Annotated in this window: 11 protein-coding genes; 2 read left to right on the top strand and 9 right to left on the bottom strand. The window is 58.8% G+C overall.

The genetic code is table 11. From position 1 onward, the window contains the following. Positions 1–2 precede the first annotated feature (2 nt). The gene (locus AC0Z8Z_RS02535; RefSeq protein WP_485617724.1) at positions 3–875 is read left to right on the top strand and encodes an efflux RND transporter periplasmic adaptor subunit; all 873 of its coding nucleotides are present in this window, start codon (positions 3–5) and stop codon (positions 873–875) included. Between the two features lie 258 nt (positions 876–1133). Here AC0Z8Z_RS02535 and AC0Z8Z_RS02530 read toward each other — a convergent pair whose 3' ends face one another. Both AC0Z8Z_RS02530 and AC0Z8Z_RS02525 read right to left on the bottom strand, forming a co-directional pair. Further along, positions 1134–1958 carry an SDR family oxidoreductase gene (locus tag AC0Z8Z_RS02530; protein ID WP_485617723.1) on the bottom strand — a complete coding sequence of 275 codons (825 nt, stop codon included), beginning with the start codon at positions 1956–1958 and terminating at the stop codon, positions 1134–1136. A gap of 33 nt (positions 1959–1991) precedes the next feature. Continuing rightward, the gene (locus tag AC0Z8Z_RS02525) at positions 1992–2456 is read right to left on the bottom strand and encodes a multidrug transporter (RefSeq protein ID WP_485617721.1); all 465 of its coding nucleotides are present in this window, start codon (positions 2454–2456) and stop codon (positions 1992–1994) included. Between the two features lie 285 nt (positions 2457–2741). Between AC0Z8Z_RS02525 and AC0Z8Z_RS02520 the strand changes: the two genes are divergently transcribed. Next, positions 2742–5414, top strand: coding sequence for an RHS repeat domain-containing protein (locus tag AC0Z8Z_RS02520; protein WP_485617719.1), 2673 nt, complete (start codon positions 2742–2744; stop codon positions 5412–5414). A 666-nt stretch (positions 5415–6080) separates the two neighbouring features. Here AC0Z8Z_RS02520 and AC0Z8Z_RS02515 read toward each other — a convergent pair. The 7 genes from AC0Z8Z_RS02515 to AC0Z8Z_RS02485 form a co-directional block, all read right to left on the bottom strand. Then, a complete protein-coding gene (locus AC0Z8Z_RS02515; RefSeq protein WP_485617718.1) occupies positions 6081–6437 on the bottom strand; it encodes a hypothetical protein in 357 nt (118 codons plus the stop codon). A gap of 268 nt (positions 6438–6705) precedes the next feature. After that, positions 6706–8160 carry a mannose-1-phosphate guanylyltransferase/mannose-6-phosphate isomerase gene (locus tag AC0Z8Z_RS02510; protein ID WP_122535838.1) on the bottom strand — a complete coding sequence of 485 codons (1455 nt, stop codon included), beginning with the start codon at positions 8158–8160 and terminating at the stop codon, positions 6706–6708. 206 nt (positions 8161–8366) lie between these two features. After that, a complete protein-coding gene (locus AC0Z8Z_RS02505) occupies positions 8367–9023 on the bottom strand; it encodes an alginate O-acetyltransferase AlgF (RefSeq protein ID WP_485617829.1) in 657 nt (218 codons plus the stop codon). A gap of 33 nt (positions 9024–9056) precedes the next feature. Beyond that, positions 9057–10232 (bottom strand): alginate O-acetyltransferase, encoded by a 1176-nt coding sequence (locus tag AC0Z8Z_RS02500; RefSeq protein ID WP_485617716.1) that lies wholly within the window; start codon positions 10230–10232, stop codon positions 9057–9059. Positions 10233–10242: 10 nt separating this feature from the next. Beyond that, the gene (locus AC0Z8Z_RS02495; protein WP_205486772.1) at positions 10243–11805 is read right to left on the bottom strand and encodes an MBOAT family O-acyltransferase; all 1563 of its coding nucleotides are present in this window, start codon (positions 11803–11805) and stop codon (positions 10243–10245) included. Between the two features lie 233 nt (positions 11806–12038). Next, positions 12039–13175, bottom strand: coding sequence for a mannuronate-specific alginate lyase (locus AC0Z8Z_RS02490; RefSeq protein WP_485617715.1), 1137 nt, complete (start codon positions 13173–13175; stop codon positions 12039–12041). Positions 13176–13182: 7 nt separating this feature from the next. Continuing rightward, a complete protein-coding gene (locus AC0Z8Z_RS02485) occupies positions 13183–14622 on the bottom strand; it encodes an alginate O-acetyltransferase (RefSeq protein ID WP_108120673.1) in 1440 nt (479 codons plus the stop codon). Between the last annotated feature and the right edge of the window lie 7 nt (positions 14623–14629).

Below are 14629 nucleotides of genomic sequence, written 5' to 3'. Positions count from 1 at the left end.
AGATGAAAAAGCTCTTCAGTCTGATCGCGACTTTGTTGATTCTGGCCCTGGCCATCTGGATCGGCCGGATGCTGTGGATTCACTACATGGACACGCCGTGGACCCGCGACGGCCGGGTGCGCGCCGACGTGATCAACGTCGCCGCCGATGTCAGCGGCGTGGTAATCGATGTGCCGGTGAAGGACAACCAGCCGGTGAAAAAAGGCGACCTGTTGATGCAGATCGACCCCGAGCATTATCAGCTGGCGGTGAAGCAGGCCGAGGCGATGGTGGCGTCGCGCAGGGCGACGTGGGAGATGCGCAAGGTCAACGCCAATCGACGCAAAGACATGGACGCCCTGGTGATCTCCGCCGAGAGCCGCGAAGACGCCAGCAATGTCGCGACCTCTGCCCAGGCGGATTATCAACTGGCCGTCGCGCAGCTCGAAGCCGCGCAGTTGAACCTGCAACGCACCAAAGTGCTGGCGGCGGTGGACGGCTACGTCACCAACCTCAACGTGCATCGCGGCGACTACGCGCGCATCGGTGAGGCGAAGATGGCCGTTGTCGACAGGAATTCGTTCTGGGTGTACGGCTTCTTCGAGGAGACCAAGTTGCCCCACGTCAGAGTTGGCGATCCGGCGGACATGCAGTTGATGAGCGGCGAAGTGATGAAAGGCCACGTCGAGAGCATCGCCCGCGCCATCTATGATCGTGACAACCCGGAGAGCCGCGAACTCATCGCTGACGTTAACCCGACTTTCAACTGGGTGCGCCTGGCCCAGCGCGTGCCCGTGCGCATTCACCTGGACCACGTGCCGGAAGGCGTTGTGCTGGCGGCGGGGATCACCTGTACGGTGATTGTGAATCCTGAGCAGGAAGGTTCGGTGCAGTAACACCTGAGATCCACGGAGGCTGAACGTAAGCCTTCGCGAGCAAGGTGGAGCACCCTCCCGATTGCTCGCAAATCACTGGGGGTGAAGCAGGATTTCGGCCACCCCGCAGGACTTGTGGGAGTGAGCTTGCTCGCGAAGACTTCAGCCCGACAGCTAAAAATGCTGCGGATGTACTGGCCCCTTCGCGAGCAAGCTCGCTCCCACAAGTCTTGCATCGACCTCAGGTTAGTACGCGCCTGAGTGGGCTTGCTGTGGCAGCTAAGCCTTCTTATCCAGCTTGAAGCGCTTGCTCAGAATCCATTCGAGCAGTGCCTTGGGCAGCAAACGTTCCATGAGCGGCAGCGCGCGGCTGCCGTTGCCGGATCGCAGCAAGCGCGGGGGATGACGGCGTTGTACGGCGGTAAGCACGTCGCGGGCGAAATCGGCGGCGGGTGTCGGATTGCCCTGTGACGCATTGGCTCTGGCGCGGATGCCTTCTCGCCACGGCCACCACGGCGAATGTTCGTGAATCACCTGCTCGGCCTCGTGGCTGGCGTTCTGCGCGAAGTGGGTGTCGATAGCGCCGGGCTGGACTTCCATCACACGAATCCCGAAAGGCGCCAGTTCCATGCGCAGCGCGTCGGTCATGGCATGGACGGCGGCCTTGGACGCGCAATACGCACCCGCGAACGGCGTCACCAGCACGCCCGAAACGCTGCCGATATTCACCACCAATCCCTTGTTGCGGCGCAGTGTTGGAAACAGCGCGCGCGTCACGCCGACCACGGAAAACACGTTGGTTTCGAACTGCCTGCGCATGGCCTCGACACCGCCATCCAGCAACGGGCCAATGCCACCGTAGCCAGCGTTGTTGATCAGCACGTCGAGCCCTTTGCCATGTTGATCCAGCTCGGAGACGAGTCGATCAATCGCAGCGCTGTCATTGACGTCCAGCGTGACAGCGCGGAAACCTGCAGCGGTCAGTGACTCCACATCCGCCGGCTTGCGTGCGGTTGTCCAGACTTCATGGCCTGCCGCTTTGAAGGCATCCGCCATGGCGCGGCCGATGCCGCTGGAACAACCGGTGATCAACACCACAGACATGGTTCAGTCCTTGAAAAAAGAGAGGAGCGGCGCTCAGCCGGAGAATGTGCCTTGCAAGTGTTCGGCACGAAACTCCAGGGTCTGCGGCCGATAACCCGGGCGCAGCGGCGGCATCGGCAAGCAATCCTGCCACTGGCTGCCGGGCAACAAATCGCCCGGCCCGCGATAGCGCGGCGCGGTGTAGGCGTCTTCGGCCAGATTGACGGTATCGCCCGGCGCGTAGGCCGCGATTTTCCAGCGCAGTTCAGTAAGCGAAACCTTATTGCCGTTATCGATCAGCACCAGCAACGGCCGACCTGTCGGGCATTGCTGCGGCATATAGTCCACGCGCAGTTGCAGACGCTCCAGGCGCTGCTCATCGCGGCTGTCTTCCCAGACCACAAACGCGGCCACTACGCCCAATCCGACCGCTGCTGCCAGGGAAACGGGCAGGGCTCTGGAGGGGTAGCGCAGAAGCAGGATCAGCCAGGTGAACAGGAGTACGGCGCCGAAAATCATCGTGTCGATCTCGCGATTGCAGATGCGGGCATCGTACCGAAAGGGGAGGGGATTGGGCTAATGGATATGGCTCAACCGAACCGTCCAGCGCAACCGTCCAGCCGGACCGGCGGTCAGTCAGAAATCCGGAGCCACACTAGTCTTACGGTATTCCTGCAACGGATTGCACAGGTCATGGCTCATTCCTGCCCGCTACATACCCATACTCCGACACTCACGGTAATAGAGCCGCGCAGGCTGCCGGTTCGTACGGTGTCCTTTTATCGGGCTCAAACGGATGCGCCCATGACCGCGCGGGTTGACCGCTTTGCCTATGACCCCGCAGGAAGGCAAACGGGTGGTTGGGACCCGCGACTATGGGCTGCCGCCGATCTGGCATCGGACGCGACGAGCAATGTGAGTGTGGTCTTCTCGCTCAGCGGGGAGCGGCTGCTGTATGAAAGCGTCGATGCGGGGTGGCGCCTTCAATCAGTGGGGGAAGGTGGGCAGCGTGACGAAGGCTGGGACGGACGCGGAACGGTTCAGCGGGTCGAATACGACCAGCAGCTGCGGCCGATCGCCTTATTTGAAGAACAGGGCGTACGGGACGGTACGGCACGAACCTGCGTCGAGCGCTTGAGCTATGGAGGGCCTGATGACCATCACGCCAACCAATGCAATCAACTAGTCAGGCATTACGATCCGGCCGGCTCGCTGTGCAATACGTCGTTCGATATAAACCGGAATGCGCGCTCGCAGGCGCGGCGTTTTCTCAATGATCCGAACATGTCCAGTTGGCCTGACTCCGACGAAGCTTGCGACCAGCTTCTGGAACCCGGAGACGGCGCCCGGATGGCCTGGCGATTTGCTCCCACAGGCGAAATGTTCGAACAACGCGATGCCATGGGAAACACCCGGTTTTTTGCCCAGACGGTCGCCGGGCTTCTCAAGCAAACCCGCTTGCAGCTGGCCGGCCTGCCAGCGGAAACGCTGGTGGGCGATATACAATACGACGCTTTCAATCGCGCGGTTTCAGAAACAGCCGGAAATGGCGTGGTCACCTCTGCGGCGTATTCAACACAGGACGCTCGTCTGGTGAACGTCCAGTCGACGCTTCCCGGTGGAGAAAGACTGCAGGATCTGCATTACGCCTACGATCCGGTCGGCAACGTGATCAGCGTTGAAGATGCTTCGCTCCCTCAAAGCCATTTCATCAATCAGCTCACCAAGCCCATCAGCACATTCACGTACGACACGCTGTATCAGCTCATCGAGGCCACCGGTCGGGAGCTGGCGTCGGTCAATCGAGGCCCGGATCGTGCGGTGTTTCAATCGCCGATCGACTCCTCCCGACTGACGAATTACCGGCAGAACTACGAATACGATGCGGGCGGCAATTTGCTCAAGCGCAGTCACGTTGGCGTGCAAGATCATTCGCAATGGCTGGCGGCGGCCAGAGGTAGCAACCGGTGCTTGGCTCAACTGACTGACACGCCGCCAACTGACGCCGAGATTGCTGCCGCATTCGATGCCAACGGTAATTTGCAGCGGCTGGAGCCCGGGCGAAATATTGAGTGGAACCCGCGCAACCAGTTGCGCAGGGTAACCCTGGTGGCCAGGCCTTCGGGACTGGATGACAGTGAGGTTTACGTCTATGACGCGACCGGCCTGCGTGTGCGCAAGATTCGGACTGTTCAGGCTAAAAACGTCGTCCATTTGAACGGCGTACGTTATCTGCCGGGCCTGGAAATCCGCACCAATAGCGCGACTGGCGAAACGCTGCACGTCATCACCGCTCCTGGCGGACGCAACGCGGTGCGGGTTCTGCACTGGGTAGAGGGCAAGCCGGAGACGATAGACAACGATCAGACGCGTTACACGCTGAGTGATCACTTGGGGTCAAGCCTGTTGGAGTTGGATCAGCAATGCCTGTTGATCAGTCAGGAAAGTTATTACCCCTTTGGAGGCACAGCCTGGTGGGCCGGCCGATGCCAAATTGAAGCGCACTACAAAACCGTGCGTTATTCAGGAAAAGAGCGGGACGCGACCGGGCTTTACTACTATGGCCTGCGGTATTACGCACCGTGGCTGATGCGCTGGATCAATCCAGATCCGACGGGTGAACAAGGCGGGGTCAATCTGTTTTGCTTTTGCAGTAACTCACCGATCCGCTATCACGACTCCCAAGGCGCAGCCCCTTACGATGTTCCTCAGGTCGTGGTGGTAGCCGCAGGAATGGGGGATTTCAGCCCCGAACAGCAGGTGAAAATGAGGCAGGCGCTGGACGCTGCAGGTTATCTGGTGGCTGGAACGCGTGATCAACTTCGCGAAGTGTCACCCAGCCAGGATGTAGTCAAGGCCTTCGACGCGACGTTTGGTGAACTGCCGGCACCCATTCGCACTGAAACCATGGAGGCCGTCGCAGAAAGCCTCGACAGTTATTGGAACCTCTTAACGGCATTTGGTAAGCCGCACGCGGAGCTTGATATCGAGCTGTTTGACGGTCCATCCATGCTTAAGGGACGTACGTTATTGGCGGGAGAGTTCGAAGATGTTGTCGAGAGCATTGGAGTCTCACGTACCCATCTTGACCAGGATCATGTGCTTGAGGTTGCCTGGACGTTGATCCATGAAACTTCCCATGCAGTCAATTTCACCGTTGATACCCATTATTACAAGCAGCCGAAACTTGAGGCCGATGCTACCGCTAAGGCTGTGCGAGGCTGGAGCAAACAAATAAGAAAGTCCTTGTTGCGAATTGTCAAATCAGGTCCTTCCGAGAAGCATGGCACTGCTCCTGTTTACGAGACCAGCATGCAAGGGTTAACAGATGACGCGGCTAACCGGCATCAACGCAGGGCCACCTTTGTGGGCGACGGCCGCGTGAGATCCTCGCTGTTACAGATGAATGCAGACACTTTTCCCGCGTTGGTCAACGCAACCCGATTTCCTGAAAGATGGTTGCGCAAGCAGGTCTGACAAATATGCAGATCAAGACGGGAGGAGCTCGACGCGCGACCCGATCAATCATGTCAGGCCGGTGAAGCGGATCATCACTGGGAGGGGCGTGGAAATCGAAAGCAGGTTTAGTACGATCAGTTGCCGCGCTCACAGGCGCTATTCGCAGGCGACGGCACTGCCGAGACGTGCATCGAGCGCCTGAGTTACGGCGGACCTGAGGCGCCGTGGGCCAATCAATCATGCCAGTTGTTGCGTCATGATCCGGCGGGCTCGCTATCGGGCATCGCATTCGACCTGAATGGGAATCTGTTCGAGCAGTGCGATGCGAAGGGCAACATTCAGTCATTTCGCGTGACTGTGGCCGGTCAGCCCAGGCATGTTCGTTTGCAGTCGGCAGGGACACGGGCAGAGGTTGGAGGGATAGCGCAGAAGCAGGACCAGCCAGGTGAACAGAAGTCCGGCGCCGAAAATCATCGTGTCGATCGCGCGATTGCAGATGGTGGCATCGTACCGAAAGGGGAGGGGATTGGGCTACGGTGGTTCTTCTGCTTCCACTTCAACCTGTATGGACTTCTAGCATCGGTCATCCCTTCGTCTACGAACAAAGGCGGACGGGGCCTAGCAGAGGCCGGCTTGCCGTCCGGTGTCAACAGATTACTGCACGCCTACAAGTTATTCTGCTCTTCACGCAACTACGTCATAGCTCTGGGAGAAGGGCGTTTCAACAATGCCGATATAAGGTTCTTGTGGATCCTGAACTATGTACCAGAGCCTGGCACGCACCCTTACCTTATCGCCGACCTCAAACAATTTGAATGGAGCCACCTCAATCTGAATAGGCTTGCTTGGGAAAAAGGGTCTCTGTTCAGAATAGGGCCCTAGGTCGTCTTGATTAAGAAGAGAGAACTCAATTAAGTATGGAAGCCCGTAACCTGAGTCGCCTAAGTCATATTTAACGGTTATTGTCTTCCCCGAGACTATTCTGCCGTCCGGCAGCGAGGGGGCCGGATAGAGTTTTTTTGCTTCAGCTCGTGTAATCATGATCATTCCTTGATAGCGAAGGTTTAGTTTCAGCGCTTCTAAGTTAAAACATCGGAGCGATTGTGTGTACTGTCATAAATGACAGTGCTCAATACCATTTCGCGATGAATATACAAGCTGCTGGAAGAATCCTGTCATATGCGCACAGCGAACGTTCATCCTTGCGCGTCCGCCTTCTCGGTCTGCACAAAAAAGCCCCCGAAAACCCTCTGCGGATGGGGAATACGCAGAGGATTGACGGGGGCTAGTACTACTAGGTGAAGCGGTATTAACGCGCGATTGTCTGGGTCTTCACGCCGGCTTCGATGCCTGGGGTGGAGCGGCCGTAGACGTCTTCGAAACGTTCGATGTCGTCTTCGCCCAAATAGCTGCCCGACTGGACTTCGATGATTTCCAACGGGATCTTGCCTGGGTTGCGCAGACGGTGGACCGAGGCGATCGGGATGTAGGTCGACTGGTTCTCGGTCAGCAGGAACACGTTGTCGTCGCAGGTGACCTGAGCGGTACCCGATACAACAATCCAGTGTTCAGCGCGGTGGTGGTGCATCTGCAGCGAAAGGCTGGCGCCCGGCTTGACGGAGATGCGCTTGACCTGGAAACGGCCGCCCATGTCCACGGAGTCGTACGAGCCCCACGGGCGATAGACTTCGAGGTGGTTCTGGGTTTCGCTGCGGCCTTGCTCGTTCAGCGTGTTGACCAGTTGCTTGACGCCCTGAACCTTGTCTTTGTGCACGATCATCATGGCGTCTTTGGTTTCGACGACAACGATGTTGTCCAGGCCGATCACGGTCACCAGTTTGCCGTTGCCCTGGATCATGCAGTTGCGGCTGTCCTGAATAACGACATCGCCTTTGGCAACGTTGCCGTTCTCGTCTTTGGCGTGCACGTCCCACAGGGACGACCAGCAGCCGACATCGCTCCAGCCCGCATCAAGCGGTACGACGCACGCGCGCTGGGTTTTTTCCATGACGGCGTAGTCGATGGAGTTGTCCGGGCAGCAGGCAAAGCTTGCCTCGTCCAGGGAGATGCTGTCGCCTTCGTGTTTGCTGCGCTCAAGGGTCAGCAGGCAGTTGTCGTAGATGTCCGGATCGTGCTTTTTCAGCTCTTCCAGATAACGGCTGGCGCGGAACAGGAACATGCCGCTGTTCCAGTAGTAACCGCCGGCCTGGACGAATTCCTGGGCGCGTTGTTCATCAGGCTTTTCAACGAACTGTTGCACGCGGCTGACGCCTTCAGGCAGCAGGGCATCGGCGGTGGACTTGATGTAGCCGTAGCCGGTTTCAGGCTTGGTCGCCGGAATACCGAACAGCACCATTTCGCCGCGTTCTGCAGCGACGGTGGCCAGGGCCAGTGCGCGTTGCAGGGCTTTCTGATCGTCGATCACGTGGTCGGCTGGCAGTACCAGCATCAGCTCGTCGCGACCTTCATTGGCCAGCATCATCGCGGCGATGGCGACAGCAGGCGCGGTGTTGCGACCAAACGGTTCCATGATCACGGCCTGAGTTTCCAGACCCAATGCACCGAGCTGCTCGGTGACGATGAAGCGGTGGTCTTTGTTGCACACCACAACCGGGTGCTGCATGCCGTCAAACTGCAGACGCTCGACGGTCTGTTGGAACAGGGTGTGTTCGCCGGTCAGCGCCAGGAACTGTTTTGGAAACTGTTTACGCGAAAGAGGCCAGAGTCGGGAACCGCTACCACCTGACAAGATCACTGGAATCATTTTGTTTCTCCGTTAAGCAAAAATCGTTCGAATGGGCTGTAGGTCTTTTCGGTCTTTCTGGTTTTTGTCTTGCATCGCCCGGCGTCCTCCTGGCTGTCTGCTTGCTCCGCAGTGCCTGACGCCGAACGCTTAATCCCGTAAATCCGTGGCAGCGCGCTTGCGATCAAGCGCGCGCCTGAGGCCTCTCGGCCAGATTCAACTGTGTGTTACTGAGTGCCCGTCGGACGCTTGACCCAGACTGGCGACAGGCTGCTGCCGCTGCCAGTGACGTACAGAACGGCAGCTTCACCGCGCTCCAGTGCAACCGGCTTCAGGTCGGCGACTTTCTTGTCGCCGTCAAACAGCGCAAAGCTGACTTTGACCGGGTTGATTTCACGCTCGCCGGTGCCCTTGGCAGACACAGCCTTGACCACGTCGGTCTTGCCATCAGCCGTTTTCAGGGTCAGCGCCTTGTCGCTCAGGTTCTGTACACGAACCAGTGACTTCTGCTTGTTCTTGAACGGCGGCTCATCTACCAGCTGCGGTGCGCCCGAGGTGTTGTTGACGATGGTGTAGTAGTGATCGCTGGCCAGTTTCACCGGCAGCGACTGGCTGCCGACCTTGGCGGTGTAGTCGCCCTGTGGCATGAAGCCGAAGTCACTGCTGGCCAATGGGCCGATTTCGTTGAGGCTGGTGTTGCCGACGCTGGCGGAGATTTCGCTGCTGCTGGCGTTGTAAACACGCACGAAGGTCGAGCCTTTTGGTGCGGTCGGGCCATACAGTGCGGCGTCGCCACCGGCGAATGCGGAAAGGGAGACGAAGCCCAGGCTCGCGGCCAGCACGCAGGTTTTCAGCAGGTTGGTCTTGCTCGAACGAACTGGCATTGGGTTCTGCGAAGTCATAGTCAAAGAGTCCTCTCAGTTTTGCGCCCGGGTGGGCGACTTGGAGTTGTTGGCGTTGTCCGCCAGATTCTGTTGGGGGTCACGGACCTTTTTGAGTTCAGCGATCCACTGCGGGTCGAACTCGGTCAGGTCGTTGTGAGCGGGCAGGTAGCGCTCCGGGAATTCCCAGATCAGCACCTGAGGCGGGCTGCTCTTGAAGGCGTCGGTCTGCAGATACTTGAGCATCGGCAGGATCGGGCCATGGCCGTCTTCGGCGTAATTCACCACGTCTGCGTGCAGGGCCTGTTTGAGCGCACCGGCGAAGTTCCAGTTGGGGTTGGCGCTGTAGCTGGTGCCGACCAGACCCACCGCAACCGAATTGTCTGCGAACAGGGCATCACCGCTTTCAGCGTCAGCCTGGGCCGGGTTGGTGCTGCGCTGTTGCAGGTCATCCGGCTTGGGCAGCAGGTTGGTGAACAGCGGGTCCAGCGGCAGGAAGTTGGTCAGATCGCCCTTGTAGGGTTCGGTCGACTTGGCTTCGGTGACGAAGTTCTGCGGTTCAACGTTCAGCGGCGCTTGCTTGCTGATCACGTCACCCAACTGCTGGGCGACAATTTCGGCGCCCATTGGCGTCCAGTGAGTGTCGGTGCGCAGGAATACCTGGCCCTTCTCCTTGGCGCCTTGCAGCGGCGTCAGCAGATCAGGGGCGAGGATGCCAGCCTGATTCACCTGGGCGTGGAACTGCTGATACAGATCGGTGTGCAGCGTGGCCGGTTTGTTGTCACCGACGTGCTCCGGGTACAGACGGGTCTTGGCCGGGATAATCGCCAGTACCAATTGCGTGCCTTGCTTTTTCAGGGTGTCACGCACGCCTTGAATGATCGCCAGGTTGTCGGCTTCGTTCTGCTCGCTGTTGGCAACGGCGTCGAACTCTTCGTCGGTGTACAGCCACTGGTCTTTGCCCAGGATCACGCCCGGACGACCTTCGTTGAACACCTTGTAGTCCAGCGCCGCCCAGAGGTTGGTGCCCAGGCGCTTGATCGGGAATTCTTCGTCGTAGTGGGTCTCCACCGCTTTGGTCCAGTGGCCATTGAGCACGGTGGTTTCTTTCGACGTCGAGAAACCGATGAAGCTGCGCAGCGACCACAGGCCCAGCACCAGCAGAATCGCCAGGAACAGGAAGATGTAGAGGAAACGTAATGAACGGGTCATGTCAGGCTCCTCAGAACTGGAAGTAAAGGAACGGCGAGAAACTGGCCGCCGAGAGTTTCAGGATCGATGCAACGAACATCAGCAGGATCAGGGCGCGCATGACATAGCGCGACCAGTCGACGGTCCAGTAGGCAGGCTGAACCTGCGCTTCGGTGCCGACGATGTAACCCGGTTGATGAATGCTGCCTGGCTTGTCGCCCGGCACGGCCTTGATCAGGCCTGGCTCGGCAGCGGCAGGGCCATCGGCCTGCACGGCTTTGTCAGTCGGTTTGGCTGGCGCGCGGTTGCGGTAGAAGTCACGCAGGCCGAAGAAGGCAAGAGTGATGTACGCCACCACCAGGGTTGCCACTTGCAGGCCGGTGAGGCTGGCGCGGTTGAGTTCCGACAGACCGAGATCGCCGAAGCTGAACATGGCGCCATACATACGGGCGGCAACATGCAGGTTTTCCGAGCGGAAGATGACCCAGCCCATGACCACCAGCAGGAAGGTGAACGCCCAGCGAACGACGTTGAACGTGCGCGGTGCCGTGTTCAGGCCGATGGCCTTCTCGATCGCCAGCCACACACCGTGCCAGGCACCCCAGACGATGTAAGTGATGTTGGCGCCGTGCCACAGACCGCCCAGCAACATGGTCAGGAACAGGTTGCGGTAGGTCGCGACCTTGCCGCCACGGTTGCCGCCCAGCGTGATGTACAGATAGTCACGCAGCCAGGTCGACAGGCTGATGTGCCAGCGACGCCAGAACTCGGTGATCGACTGACTGATGTAAGGCTGTTTGAAGTTTTCCATGAAGCGGAAACCCATCATCAGACCCAGGCCGATGGCCATGTCGCTGTAGCCGGAGAAGTCGAAGTACAACTGAGCGGTGTACGCCAGCGCGCCAAGCCATGCGTCACCCGTCGTCGGATTCTGCAGGGCGAAGCAATGATCGGCGACCACTGCCAGCGTGTCGGCAATGAAGACTTTCTTGATGAAACCCTGCATGAACCGCGTGCAGCCTTCGGAGAACTTGTCGAGGGTGTGCGTGCGGTTGTTGAATTGATCGACCAGGTCGCGGAAGCGCAGTACCGGCCCTGCAATCAGGTGCGGGAAGATCGCCACGAACGCTGCAAAGTCGATGAGGTTGCGCGTTGCCGGCGTGTCGCCACGGTATACGTCGATGATGTAGCTGATGGACTCGAAGATGTAGAACGAGATCCCGATTGGCAGCAGCACGTGGGTGAGGATGAACGGCTCAAGGCCGATCGACGTCATCATTGCGTTGATGCTGTCCACGCCGAAGTTGGCGTACTTGAAGTAGCCAAGGATGCCCAGGTCGACCACCACGCCGAGCAGCAGCCAGCGCTGTGCGGGTTTGGTTCTGACCCCGGCGGCGCCTACGCGCAGGCCGATCCAGTAGTTCCACAGCGTCACACCTGCGAACAGTGCCAGGAAATCCACTCGCCACCACGCGTAGAACACGTAGCTGGCGACCAGCAGCAGCAGGTTGCGATAGCGTTGCCCGCTCAGGTAGTACAAGCCGAGAAACACCGGCAAGAACAGGAACAGGAACACGTTGGATGAGAAAACCATCCTTTATCTCTCCATTTGTCCAACATCAAGGGCCGAAGCCCCCCCAAACCCCCCACGAAAAATGGAGGGGTGAAACATGCATCTGCCGACTCTTTGCAGGAGTGAGCTTGCTCGCGATACGTCAGTCCGGTTGGTGCCGCTCTGACTGATAAACCGCTATCGCGAGCAAGCTCACTCCTACAGTGGGTTTGCTGTGGATCACGCCATGGCAAACCCGGCCGGAATCTCTGCTCTCAAGAACCGCCCTTATCACCCTTGTCGTGCGTTGGGTCATAAGTGCGGGTCAGGTCGCCGCCGAGGCGGAAGTTCTTGAACGGTTGCATCTTGTGTTTCTGCTCAAGGACATCCGGGCCGCAGTCGTACAGCGAGCAGTACGGTTCAAGCCAGGCGAATTTCATGTCGGTTTTCAGGTCCGTCATGTCCTGCTTTTCGCCATCGCGGGCTGCGAATTCACTGCCTGAGTTCTTCACGCCAGCCAGCACGCGATCACCCAGACGCTTGAGGGCGCCGTTGTTTTCCTGACGCAGATCGACACCGTTGGCCTGGGCGAAACTCGCGATCATGGCCAGAGGCGGAAGTGCGTAGTTGTGGTACGCCAGCGCACGCTGTTTGCGCTTGAGTTCGTTCGGCAGAAACCCTTGCGGATCGACCTGATTGGCGCCGATCTTGAATTCCTTCACCGCCCAATCGAACAGGTCCTGGCGATTGGTCGCGACTGCCGTGGACATTACGGCCCAGGCCGCCCAGTACGAGTGGTTGTTAGTCTTGTCGAGCGGCAGATCGTTCCAGTCGCTGACGACGTGATCCGCCAGTTTGCTGAACCAGGCTTCGATCACCTGCGCTTCCTGCTGGCGGGTGGCCAGAGGATGCGATTCGGAGAACTTCAGGCGCAGGTAAGCGGACGACATGCTGCCCAGTGCCCATTTGCGCATCGACTTGCCGGTGTGGTTGAAGTCGGTGGATTCCAGCGCATCGGCCTTGGCCCAGGTGGTCAGCATGTTGAGCGCGCAATCGAGCTGCTCCGGACGACCGTCGCGCATGTACTGCATCACCACTTTGCTGGTGGCGCGCTCCATGCTCGTGATGTCTTTGGTCGCATCACGGAATGCCTGGTCCGAAACCATGTTCAGCGTGGCGCGGGCCTTGTCCGAGCCTTCGTATTTGCTGCGAAACTGCAGCGGGCCGGTGTAGGGTTGCGGGATCGAGTCACAGCTGAACTTGCCCTGGCCCGTCTTAAATTTCTCGACACCTTCGTAGTAGCCCTGCGGCGGCACGAGTGTCGATGCAGCGCTGGCGCCTGTGGCGAACAGCGCCGAAGACATCATCGCCAGCGACAGAAGGGTAGGGAGCATCAGTTTTGGAGTGTGCATAAGAGCCTCATAACCCGGCTTGCGCGGTTTGATGCGCGACATTCGGGAACACGTTGCGTTTGCATACTTTCGCTTCGACCTGCTGTGGCGCAGTGCCCGCTTCGGGACCCTGCACTTCCAGTGCGAGCAATTGCTGGTCAGCCCAGTCCTTGTCGTCGCGCAGTTCGAAGGAGAAGCGCCCGTCGGTTTCAGATGTTTCAGGTTTTTCGATCTTCAAGTCTTCGTGGCGACCGTTCATGTACCAGAGGCGCGCCTGAAGGGTTTTCACTGAGTTGTCGGCGAACTTGATGTCGATCTGATTACTGCCGTTGCGCACATCCTTGATGCCGTTTTTGCCGTTGACCAGCAACTCGTTGATCCCTGGTTTAAGGGTGGTGCTGGCGCTCATGACCGCCGGTTTGCCTTCACAGCCGTTGTCCAGCAGCGACATCATCTGGCGATAGATGGTCTCCTGGTCCAGGCGGTAAAGCGGCGAGAATTCCCAGATGAGAATCTTCGGTGGGTGTTTCTGGAAGTCTTCGCTGCCCAGGTACTGCAGCATCGAACCTTCAAGGCCGCCGCCCGGGAAGGCGACGTTCAGCACATCAGCACCAATGTATTCCTGCAAAAAGCCGGAGAAGTTGTAGTTCTTCCCGCTGTGACTGGTACCGACCAGCGTGATTTCCGGGTTGCCGGAGTCACCAAACAGGTCGCCGTCGGCGGCTTCGCCTTTGGGTTCCGTCTCGAACTGGTCCATGTACTGGATGGCATAGCTCGTGCCGCACAATTGACCGGCCATATTGTGAAGAGTGCCCTTCTTGCCCATGCGACCTGACAGGTGGGTCTCGAATTCCCGGCGCGGAACGCCTGCAAAAGCCTGCATCTTCTTCACGGAGTCAGCGACGATTTTTGCTGTGCGCTGAGCGCCATACGGCGTCCAGTGCTGGTCTCCGCGGAAGTAGAAATCGTGGGCCTGTTGCTCGTTGGTCAACGGCGACAGGTCCGGCACGGTGTAGCCCATTTTTGCAAAACGGCCGAGCATGGCCTGGTAGTTGCGCAGCGCAGTGTTGTAGTCGAACTTGTCACGTTCAGCCGGGAACAGCTTGTTGCGATCAACCAGCCCGCGGGTAGGCTGATACACGACCACCAGCTCTACACCCTTGCTCTTGAAGGCATCGTGCAGCATTTGCATACGGCGATAGCCTTCAGGCGTGGTGTCGAATTCGGTGCGCAGATCTTCACGGGTCCGGAACAGCCAATCGCCCTGCGCCTGGACCAGGGTGGTGAAGTTTTGCTGATAACGGCTGACGTAGTTCTTCTCGTCATGTGCCTCAGGGCACAGGCTGCAGCAAGGCTCGGCCGTGAAGCTCGGGGCAGTGGTGTCCGCTGCATACGCGCCATTGCTGGCGGCGAACAGTGCAGCGGTCAGGCCCGAGAGGCTGAGCAGTTTGATCAAATGTGCGTGCATAGAAATA

This window comes from Pseudomonas sp. 1L-C-7-B-C1 (assembly GCF_057291635.1).
Note: the sequence above shows the minus strand (reverse complement) of the source record. Positions and strands in the feature narration are given on the sequence as shown.